Below are 10,078 nucleotides of genomic sequence, written 5' to 3' on the forward strand. Positions count from 1 at the left end.
CCCACACCGGATGCGCATCGCCGCTGAAATTCAGTTCTGACGCGAGATCTGTAGGAGCGCGCTTGCCCGCGATATAGGCCCATACATCCGACGCATCTTCAGCGCCTGACAGATCGCTTTCGCGGGCAAGCGCGCTCCTACAACGGGTCTGGTACGTTACCGAAATAGAGGTCTGACACAGATCCCGTGGGAGCGGACCTGTCCGCGAAGGGGCCGGTACAGGCGATACAGCTATGTCGCGGCAGACCGAAAGATCAGCAGCGAAGAAGATCCAATGTAGGAGCTGACGAGCAGCGCGAGGCTGCGATAGCGGTTCTCCTGCCACCCCGCTTCGCAGCGTCGCGCTGCTCGTCAGCTCCTCCACAAGGGTTGTGCCCTTCGCATACTTTGCCGATAGCTGCGCCGCCCCGCGTTCCTCACACCGCCGGAAACACCGGCTCACCCAGGTTAAGCATCAAACGGTTAGCCCAGGCGAAGATCGCGATCGCGTGGATCAGGTCGAGCACTTGTGCGTCGTCCAGCCCTTGTTCGCGCAGGGCCAGGATATGCGTGGCGTTCAGCGCAGCGGGTTCCAGGGTCAGGTCGATGGCGAACTGCACGATGGCCTTTTCGCGGTCAGTGGTGCCTGCGGTGGCGGGATCGGCGAACACTTCCTTGATCACGTCGTTGCGCTTGGCCAGTTGCTCGAAGCGTTGCGCGTGCACTGAGGCGCAATACACGCAGCGGTTGATTCGCGAAACCACGGTGCTCGCCAGTTCCCGCTCGGCTCGGGACAGTCCACCGGCGGCGTACATGATGGCGTTGAACGCCAGGGAGCGCTGACGCAGGATGTCCGGGTGATGGGCCAGGGTCAGGTAATAATCCGACGTCTTGGCTTGCGGATGACTTTCTTCCAGCACTGCCACTTGCTCAGGTGTCGCGCTGTTGAGGTCAACCGTTGGCAGCCAGGCTTTCCAGCCGAGCACTTGATTGGTGAACCCTTCGATCTGAATCAGCTCGCTCATCGGGCGGCTCCTGCAGACAGTAGCGCACCCAGCCCGGCGGCCAAACGCACCTGGTAGGACAGGAACGCAATCAACTGCGCCAATACAACGATTTCTTCGGTGCTAAGTCCTTGCTGTTGAAGCGCTTGCAAGGCGGCTTGATCGCCATGAACCGGCGATTCGATCAAAGTGCGGGTGAAATGCAGAATCGCCGCAAGCCTGGGATTTTCAAGCGTGTCCATCGCACCGCAATCCACCGCCGCAAGCAGCGAGTCATCCACACCCACGGCCTGCAACTGGGTCAGGTAATGCTCGCTCAGCGCGGCATTGGGCGTCAGGCGTGCGGCGTAATACGCCACCCACAAGCGCTCGTTCAATGACAGATTGTTTTCCAGTGCCGGATCAAAAAACAGATCCTGGCTGCCTTGGGTTGCCGAGGCGACTTTGTCACGGGCATGGCGCACGGCGTGTAAAGGTGTGCCGGGCTGGATATCCAGCAATTGATCGAGCATGTCCGGCGAAGATAGCTGTTCAGCGGTCGAGGTCATAACAAATCCTGTAAGGCTGTTGACGGGGATCGCGCACCGGCTCACACGAGCGATGCGCGATCACTGGGGTTCAAGGCTGTTCGGTGACCATGGTCGCGGCGGTGCGGTCGCTGACCAGTGGTTCGACTTTCAGACCTTTGCGCGCAGCCCAGATGTTCTGGTAGTGGAACAATGGAATGATGCCCACGTCTTCGCTGACCAACTGGACCGAGTCCTGGAGAATCTTGCGGCGCTTGGCTTCGTCGAACTCAGCGGTGGCATCCACCAGCGCCTTGTCCACCAGCGGGTTGCTGTAGTGACCCCAGTTGGAAGCGCCCTGCCCTTTGCTGCTGTCGACGGTGGTCAGGATGTTGGTCAGCGCGTAAGCCGCTTCACCGGTCCCGTTGCCCCATGCGATGACGCTGATCGCCAGCTCATTCTTGTTGGCCTTGCCGGCATACACCGCCCACGGCGTGACTTCCAGCTGAACCTTGACGCCGATCCGCGACCAGAACTGCGCGACGGCCTGCATCGCTTCCGGCGCTTGGGGATAGCGGTCGCCTGGCACATGCACGGTCATCTGAAAGCCGTCCGGGAAACCCGCCTGGGTCAGCAGATCCTTGGCCTGCTTGACGTCGTAAGGGATGTTTTTCACCTCCGGGTTGTAGCCGAAGGTGTTGGCGGGCATCCACTGATTGGCCTCGGTGACGGTGCCCTGCATGATGCGTTCGTCGATGGCCTGACGGTTGATCGCCAGCGACAGCGCCTTGCGCACGCGCACGTCACGCAGCGGGTTTTCTGGCAGGGTTTTACCGGCGTTGTCGCGAATGAACTCGTTGGGGCCTTCACGGAAACTCGGCTGAATGATCAGCGCACGCAAACCTTGATAGGCGAAGACGTTGACGCTCGGAGTCTTGCGCAGACGGTCCACGTCAGTCGGCGAGACCTTGTCGATCACGTCCACGTCGCCCGCAAGCAAGGCAGCGGTACGGCTGGCGGCATTGGCAATGAAGCGATAATCGACTTTGTCCCACGTCGGTTTGGCGCCCCAGTAGCTGTCGTTGCGCTCGAAGATCGTGCGATCACCCGGCACATAGGAAACGAATTTGTACGGTCCGGTACCGATCAACGCCTTGCCCGAGTTGTAGTCCGCGCTGCTGGCAGTAGCGCCCGCATGACGGCTGACGATGTAAATCGAATCGACATCCGGCAGCAGGTTGGCGTTAGCGCTGCGGGTCTTGATGACCACCGTGTGCGCATCTTTGGCCGAGACCGAAGCCACCGTGCGCGTGGCCCCGGCGTAGGACGCCACACTACCCGGCACGCTGCGGGCGCGTTCGAACGAGAATACAAAGTCGTCAGCCGTCAGCGGCGTGCCGTCGTGCCATTTCACGTCATCGCGCAGGTCGAATTCCCACGTGGTGTCGTCAACGACTTTCCAGCTCTTGGCCAGGCCCGGCAGGGTTTTATCATCGTGGCGATTGACCAGCGATTCAAAGGCATGCAGTGCCACCGAGCGGTCGCCGGCGTAGTTGTTGAGCTGTGGATCAAGGGACGACACGGGATCGGCATAACCGATGCGCAGGGTCTGCGCCGAAACACTGCCGGCCGCCAGAATCAGGGCCGAGGCTAACAGTGAACGAACAAGTGGCTTCATGGGTGATTCCTTGTACGCAATGGCAATGGGCATGACGAGCGTCAGGGCGCTCGTTCAGACAATGTGGATCAAAGGGTATCGTTCAGGTGACACGCGCTCCGGTGGTTCGGCGAAACCTCCCTCAGCGCTGGAACTTCCTCGCGGCAGCGCGCCATGGCGTGCGGGCAACGAGGATGGAAATGACACCCGGCAGGCGGGTTCAGCGGGCTGGGGATTTCCCCTTTGATCGCGTCATAACGGGTACTGCGGACATCGAAACGCGGGATCTGCGCCAGCAATGCCTGGGTGTACGGATGATTGGCGCGGGCGAACAAGTCGTCCACCGACGCACTTTCTACGACCCGACCCAAGTACATCACCACCACGCGGTCGCACAGGTGCTCGACCACGCCCAGGTCATGACTGATGAACAGATAAGTCAGGCCCAGTTCGTCGCGCAGGTCCATGAACAAGTTGAGAATCTGCGCCTGAATAGACACGTCCAGCGCCGCCACCGATTCGTCGCACACCAGCAGCTCTGGCTGCACCGCTAGCGCGCGGGCGATGCCGATGCGCTGACGCTGACCCCCGCTGAACTGGTGCGGGTAACGCTGGCGCAACTGCGGGCTGAGACCGGCCCGTTGCAGCTGTGCGCTGACGTAATCGTCGAAGCCTTTTCTGTCGGTCAGGCCGTGCAGCAGCGCGCCTTCGCCAACAATGCGATCGACCCGCAGCCGTGGATTGAGGCTCGATGACGGGTCCTGAAAGATCATTTGCACCTTCAGCCGCATCGCCTGGCGCTCGTCGGCGGTCAGCGTTTCGATGGATTGGCCATCCACCGAGGCGGTGCCCGAAGACACCGGCAGCAGCCCGGCCACCATGCGCCCCAGGGTTGATTTGCCGCAGCCGGATTCGCCCACCAGCCCCACCACTTCGCCGCGATTGATGCGCAGATCGACGCGGTCAACTGCATGGGTCACCGGCTTGGCGCGGGTCAGGTGCAGGCGTTGCAACAGGTGCTGAACGGAGCTGTCCCGGACCGGTTTGCCGAAGGTCTTGCTGACTTGATGCAGCTCGATGAGGGGGATCTGATCACTGCGCATCGGCGGCTCCCGGGTGGAAACAACGTACCGTCTGGCCCGGCAGGATTTCCCGGGGTTCGGGCTCCTGCGCGCACACGGCGGAAGCTCTGGAGCAGCGGGCGGCAAAGGCACATCCCGATGGCATCGACAGCAAGTCCGGCGCCATGCCGGGAATCTGTCGCAGCCGCTGACCGCGTTTATTGCGGCTCGGCAGGCTGTCGATCAGGCCTTGGGTGTAGGGATGTTGCGGACGGTCGAGGACATCGTTCACCGAACCCTGTTCGACGATGCGGCCTGCGTACATCACCGCCACGTCATCCGCCAACCCGGCCACTACCGACAGATCGTGGGTGATCCAGATCAGCGAGGTGTTCTGCTCGCGCACCAGCTTCTGCACTTCACTGAGAATCTGCGCCTGAATGGTCACGTCCAGCGCGGTGGTCGGCTCGTCGGCGATGATCAGGTCAGGCGCGTGCAGCAGCGCAATGGCAATCGCCACCCGTTGGCGCATGCCGCCTGACAACTGATGGGGATAGGCCCGCAAGCGCTCTTCGGGGCTGGCGATGCCCATCAGCGCCAGAGTTCGGCTGGCATGATCCCGGGCTTCGCGCTTGCTCAAGGGGCGATGGGCACGCACCGCTTCGATCATCTGCGTGTCGACCCGCAGCACCGGATTGAGGGTCATCATCGGGTCCTGAAAGATCATCGCGATGCGGTTGCCCTGCAACTCGCGCAACTGGGAGGCCGACAGTTTCGTCAGGTCGCGGCCCTGAAACAGTACCTCCCCGCCACTGATGCGGCCGGGTGCATCCACCAATCCGAGAATCGAAAAACCGGTGACGGACTTGCCCGAACCTGACTCCCCCACCAGGCCGAGAATCCGGCCGGGCTGGACCCGCAGGGAGACATCGCGCACCGCCGGCAGCACGCCGGCGCGGGTGAAAAACGAGGTTGAAAGGTGGCGCACGTCCAGGGTCAACGTCGCCACGGCGGGCGCTTCAGGCAGGCTCATCGCTGTAACCTCGGGTTGAGCACATCACGCAAGCGGTCGCCCACCAGATTGATCGCGACGATGGTGATCAACAGCGCCAGGCCCGGAAACAGGCTGATCCAGTATTCGTTGCTGAGCATGTATTGGAACCCGTTGGCGATCAGCAGCCCCAGCGATGGCTCAGTGACCGGCACGCCAAGGCCGAGAAAAGACAGCGTCGCTTCCAGGGTGATGGCGCGGGCGATCTGCAACGCGCCAATGACAATCAGCGGCGGCAAGCAGTTGGGCAAAATGTGGCCGATGACGATGCGCCACGGGCCGATGCCCTGGCCTCGCGCGGCATCGACGTATTCGCGCCGGCTTTCTGTGAGCGCCTGACCCCGAGCGGTGCGCGCGTAATACGCCCACTCCAACAGAATCAGGGTGAGCATCACATTACCGACGCCCTTGCCCAGCCAGGCAAGAATCATCAGCGCCATAAGAATTACCGGGAACGACAACAGTAAATCCACCAAGCGCATCAACAGGGCATCGACCCAGCCGCCGACGTAGGCCGAGACCAGCCCCAGCAGCGTGCCGATCACCGCGGCGATCAACGCCGAACCGATGCCGACCCACAGGCTGATGCGCAGACCATAAAGAATCGCCGACACCAGATCGCGGCCCTGTCCGTCGGTCCCGAGCCAATAGGTGTAGCCGGAATCCATGTTGGCGCTGCCCGGCGCCAGGCGTGCATCCAGCACGTTGAGCTGCATCAGGTCGTAGGGGTTCTGCACCACGATCAATGGCGCGAACACCGCCACCACGATGATCACTAGCAGCACCAGCAATCCGGTCACGGCGGTGGGTGAACTCATGAACTCAGTAGCAACGCGGCGCCAAGGGGATTGCGCCTGCAAGCTCACGTCTTTGGGCACGGCGTTTTCGAGAGCATTCATCGTGAGGCCTCAATGCGCACGCGGGGATCGAGCACGTAATACAAACCGTCGACGATCAGGTTAAGCACCACGAAAATCACCACAACCACCATCAGATAAGCGACCACCACCGGGCGGTCCAGGGTATTGATGCTGTCCAGAATCAGCTTGCCGGCGCCGGGCCAGGCGAAGATGCTTTCAGTGACCACGGCGTAAGCGATGGTCGAACCCAGCTCCATCGCCAGTACCGTCACCACCGGAATCATCGTGTTGCGCATGACGTGCATGCACATCACCCGCATCGGCGACAGGCCTTTGGCTCTGGCGAACTTGACGAACTCCTGAGGCAGCACTTCGCGCACACCGGCACGGGTCAGGCGCAGCACCAGCGAAATCTTGAACAGCGCCAGATTGAGCGCTGGCAACAGCATGTGTTCCAGGCCATCGAGAGTCAGCCATGACCACTGCACGCCGAACAGTTCGCGGGTGTCACCGCGCCCACTGGCTGGCAGCCAGCCGAGCTTGATCGAGAACAACATGATCATCATCAGTGCGACCCAGAACGCCGGCAGGGAAAAGCCGACGATGCTGGTGGCCATCATCACGCGCGAAATCGGATGATCCGGATAAGTCCCGGCAAACATGCCTAGCGGCACGCCGATCACAACGGCCAGAAACAGCGCGGTGAACGCCAGTTCGAACGTCGCTGGCAGCCGCTGAAGAATCAGGCGCATGGCGTCTTCGTGATAGACGAAGCTCTGCCCGAGATTGCCGTGGACGGCGCCCTTGAGAAAGATCAGGTATTGCTCCCACAACGGCTTGTCCAGCCCCAGATGAGCGATTGCCTGCAGGCGCTCGGCCTGATTGAGATCTTCGCCCACTAGAATGTCCATGGGATTGCCGATGGCGTTCAGGCCGATGAACACCACCACGGTCATCAGCAGGATCACCAGCAGCGACTGAGTCAGTCGGCGCAGTGCCCAGCCGATCATGTGCGCAACTCTTCGGCGTCTGGCTGGCTGACCACCCATTCATCGCCGAGCAATTCGGGCTCGGCGTATGCGCGCATGGCGTCAAAGTGCAGCGCGATGTCCTCGTTGAACAGCTGACCCACCAAGCCGTGGGCCAAGCGTTTGGAGCCTTCGCTGATGGCCGGAATATCACCGGACACAGCGCCGTAACTCAGGGCCGCCGGATAGCTGAAGCAGTGAATGTGATCCAGGCCGGGGCATGCGCCGGGGGTCTTTTCCTGAAATTCGAAACAGGTGCCCAGATCCGGAAGCTCCGACAGCTCAACGTCCTGCTCGTCGGCAGGCGCCTGGAAGCGATCACGCCAGACGCGGATGTGCGAGGAAAACGGCGAGAACTCCGGGCGCAGCGCAAAGTCGGTGCGGAACCCGGTGGCGAATACCACGAAGTCGGCCTCTATCCGCGCAGTCGGCGTGTGCAGCCACACGCCGCCGCCAGGGTTCTGCTCAACTGAGAGCAGCGGACTGTTGAGCAGAAAACGCCCCTTGCCCGACTGTGAAACCCGCAGCGTACTGCCCCGGGGTGGTGGCACTTGCTGGGTGTTGAGGTAGTTGCGCAGGCGCCATTTCCAGTCATCCGGCAGGCGCCAATAGCCGTGGGTCATGCCGGGGTTGCCAGCGCCCTTGCCTTTGTTGATGCGCGGCAACTCGGCGCGGCGGATCAGCAGATCGACCCGCGTGGCCCCGGCCTCCAGCGCCGTGGCGGCGCTGTCCATGGCGGACGCGCCGCCACCAACCACCGCTACCCGTTTGCCGCTGAACCAGTCGTCCTGCAATCCGTCCGCCGAATGTGCCCACAGATGATCAGGCAACTGTCGGGCACATTCAGGAACCCATGGGCCGCCGAGGCCATCACGGCCGGTGGCAAGGACCACATGGCGGGCAAGCACATAATAGGTCTGCGCAGAAGTTGTGACGTCCAGTTCAACCAGGCCCTCAGCTCGGGGCGCGACCCGGCTGACCCGATGTTCATTGCGCACGTCCAGCGCCAGGACCTTGCGATACCAGCGCAGGTACTCGGCCCATTGCAGACGTGGAATCTTGTCCAGTGTCGCCCAGCCCTCAGCCCCGAACTGCGCTTCAAACCAGGCGCGGAAGGTCAACGCCGGCAAGCCCAGGGCAGGCCCGGTCAATTGCTTGGGCGAACGCAGGGTTTGCATGCGTGCGGTGGTTGCCCAAGGGCCTTCGAAGCCTGCGGGCGACTGATCGAAAATCACCGCAGCAACGCCCAGATGACGCAGTTCAGCAGCGAGTGCCAGACCGGCCATACCGCCTCCAATGATCGCCACGTCCAGCACTACCGCGCCATTGCTGACCCGGGGCTTGACCCAAGGATTGGCCGGAAGGTCGAGCCAGGCCAGATCCTGACGCAGGCGTGCTTCCAGTGCCGCAAGACCTGCGGGCGCGTTTACATCGGACATTGATCGGTACTCGGCTGATAGATCGGGGTTGAAATCCCGACCTTGAATTCATCTGGATTCGTAAAACACTTCAAAAAGCGTTCCAGACTCGCCACAAATGAATTCTTAAAGGCTTTGAATGCTTAAAACGAATAGTAAAAGGCGTTTTTTATTCTCGCAACGCGCAAAAAAGCATATTGATATTCACTTTTGGAATTAGTCGCGTGATTGCTCTGCCTCTGGAGCACTCGCGTCATCCGGCCTCACTCGGCGTAAATGCTCTGCAACAGCGCGTCGTGAGCACTGGCTTCGTGCATGACCATGTCCGGCAGCAGCAATCTGGCCGAAGTTGCGATCTCGTGGATCAGCGCGCGTGCCACATCGGAAAGCGGGTGGGCGAACGCCGAAATCAGGCCAAAGAAGAACGGAATGTTGCAGGCGATTGGCCGCACCACCACCCCTTCAAGCGGGACGCCCATCGCGGTGAAGGGATCGACCAGCGCGACACCCAGTCCGACCCGGGCCATTTGCATCGCGATCAATGAGGTGTTGGTGTCGAGCATCTTCGGTGGCTGGCCGCCCGCATCCTGGAACGCCTTGTCAATCCGACGGCGAAAACGGTACGGATTGGCCATGGTGATCAGCGTCTGCTGCAACAGCACTTCCATGGGCAGCACCGCGTGTGACGCCAATTCTGAGGTGGCCGGCAATACCGCGACGCAGGGCGCTTCACCGATCCAGTGAATGTCCAGCCCGCGATGTTCCAGCGGCAGGCTGACGGCGCCCAGATCCATGGTCTTACTCAGCACCGCTTGCACCACATTTTCCGGGGACATGCTCTGCAACTGGATCTGCTGCGGTCGCAAGTGATCAGGCAGGCGCGACAGCGCCGTCGGCAATAGTCCGGCGGCCAGCGCGGAGATGGCGACCAGCTTTATCTGATGATTTTCTTCCTGAGCGATGTGCTGCGCGCGCTGGCGGATGTTTCGAATCCCCAGCAGCGCACTCTCGACCTCGCCGTACATCATGAAGGCCTTGTGCGTCGGCGTGACCTTTGGCCCGCTGCGTTCGAATAACGCAAAGCCCAGCTCCTGTTCTAGTTCCTGGATGGCCCGAGTGACCGACGGCTGTGCGCGACCGAGCATTTTCCCCGCTGCGGTGACACTGCCCGCCGACATGACGGCCGCAAATGCTTCGAGCTGACGCAGATCCATAAACACGCCTTAATCAAGACAAAGACAGAAGGAAGCGCAACGGGCGGCTCCCTGATTCGAAGCGCAAAAGTCTACACGCTGGGAGCTGCGCTTCACGATTTTTGTCGGAACTGTCGAGTACCGAAGGGCTGCAATTGGGTTGTGTCAGGCAAACCGCAATCGCAGTCTTGCGCTGTTCGGCAGCTCCTGCGCTGTGTGGTTGGTCGCAGATTGCTGCATCGACCCCACACCGGATGCGCATCGCCGCTGAAATTCAGTTCTGACGCGAGATCTGTAGGAGCGCGCTTGCCCGCGATATAG

9 protein-coding genes are annotated in these 10,078 nt (G+C 61.4%); all 9 read right to left on the minus strand.

What is annotated here, in order from left to right:
* Window positions 1–416: 416 nt before the first annotated feature.
* Window positions 417–1,004 (minus strand): peroxidase-related enzyme, encoded by a 588-nt coding sequence (locus tag ACWKV9_RS27530; protein WP_483839270.1) that lies wholly within the window; start codon window positions 1,002–1,004, stop codon window positions 417–419.
* Complete coding sequence (locus tag ACWKV9_RS27535) at window positions 1,001–1,531, minus strand: CMD domain protein (protein ID WP_483839271.1); 531 nt, start codon at window positions 1,529–1,531, stop codon at window positions 1,001–1,003. Before ACWKV9_RS27535 ends, ACWKV9_RS27530 begins: the two co-directional genes overlap by 4 nt.
* A 70-nt stretch (window positions 1,532–1,601) precedes the next feature.
* Entirely contained in the window at window positions 1,602–3,167 is a 1,566-nt protein-coding gene (locus ACWKV9_RS27540) for an ABC transporter substrate-binding protein (protein ID WP_483839272.1), read from the minus strand.
* 68 nt (window positions 3,168–3,235) lie between these two features.
* Complete coding sequence (locus ACWKV9_RS27545; protein ID WP_483839273.1) at window positions 3,236–4,249, minus strand: ABC transporter ATP-binding protein; 1,014 nt, start codon at window positions 4,247–4,249, stop codon at window positions 3,236–3,238.
* Window positions 4,239–5,240: an ABC transporter ATP-binding protein gene (locus ACWKV9_RS27550; protein ID WP_483839274.1), complete on the minus strand. Its 1,002-nt coding sequence runs from the start codon at window positions 5,238–5,240 to the stop codon at window positions 4,239–4,241. Before ACWKV9_RS27550 ends, ACWKV9_RS27545 begins: the two co-directional genes overlap by 11 nt.
* The gene (locus ACWKV9_RS27555) at window positions 5,237–6,157 is read right to left on the minus strand and encodes an ABC transporter permease (protein ID WP_483839275.1); all 921 of its coding nucleotides are present in this window, start codon (window positions 6,155–6,157) and stop codon (window positions 5,237–5,239) included. Before ACWKV9_RS27555 ends, ACWKV9_RS27550 begins: the two co-directional genes overlap by 4 nt.
* Window positions 6,154–7,128 (minus strand): ABC transporter permease, encoded by a 975-nt coding sequence (locus ACWKV9_RS27560; protein ID WP_483839276.1) that lies wholly within the window; start codon window positions 7,126–7,128, stop codon window positions 6,154–6,156. The genes ACWKV9_RS27555 and ACWKV9_RS27560 overlap by 4 nt, the downstream gene beginning before the upstream one ends.
* Window positions 7,125–8,585 carry a SidA/IucD/PvdA family monooxygenase gene (locus tag ACWKV9_RS27565; protein WP_483839277.1) on the minus strand — a complete coding sequence of 487 codons (1,461 nt, stop codon included), beginning with the start codon at window positions 8,583–8,585 and terminating at the stop codon, window positions 7,125–7,127. The genes ACWKV9_RS27560 and ACWKV9_RS27565 overlap by 4 nt, the downstream gene beginning before the upstream one ends.
* A 242-nt stretch (window positions 8,586–8,827) precedes the next feature.
* Window positions 8,828–9,778: a LysR family transcriptional regulator gene (locus ACWKV9_RS27570; protein WP_483839278.1), complete on the minus strand. Its 951-nt coding sequence runs from the start codon at window positions 9,776–9,778 to the stop codon at window positions 8,828–8,830.
* Window positions 9,779–10,078 lie beyond the last annotated feature (300 nt).

This window comes from Pseudomonas corni, from assembly GCF_057128765.1.

Coding starts and splice junctions, on each gene's coding strand:
- ACWKV9_RS27530 (WP_483839270.1), bottom strand. CDS start 1,004: ATGAGCGAGCTGATTCAGATCGAAGGGTTCACCAATCAAGTGCTCGGC.
- ACWKV9_RS27535 (WP_483839271.1), bottom strand. CDS start 1,531: ATGACCTCGACCGCTGAACAGCTATCTTCGCCGGACATGCTCGATCAA.
- ACWKV9_RS27540 (WP_483839272.1), bottom strand. CDS start 3,167: ATGAAGCCACTTGTTCGTTCACTGTTAGCCTCGGCCCTGATTCTGGCG.
- ACWKV9_RS27545 (WP_483839273.1), bottom strand. CDS start 4,249: ATGCGCAGTGATCAGATCCCCCTCATCGAGCTGCATCAAGTCAGCAAG.
- ACWKV9_RS27550 (WP_483839274.1), bottom strand. CDS start 5,240: ATGAGCCTGCCTGAAGCGCCCGCCGTGGCGACGTTGACCCTGGACGTG.
- ACWKV9_RS27555 (WP_483839275.1), bottom strand. CDS start 6,157: ATGAATGCTCTCGAAAACGCCGTGCCCAAAGACGTGAGCTTGCAGGCG.
- ACWKV9_RS27560 (WP_483839276.1), bottom strand. CDS start 7,128: ATGATCGGCTGGGCACTGCGCCGACTGACTCAGTCGCTGCTGGTGATC.
- ACWKV9_RS27565 (WP_483839277.1), bottom strand. CDS start 8,585: ATGTCCGATGTAAACGCGCCCGCAGGTCTTGCGGCACTGGAAGCACGC.
- ACWKV9_RS27570 (WP_483839278.1), bottom strand. CDS start 9,778: ATGGATCTGCGTCAGCTCGAAGCATTTGCGGCCGTCATGTCGGCGGGC.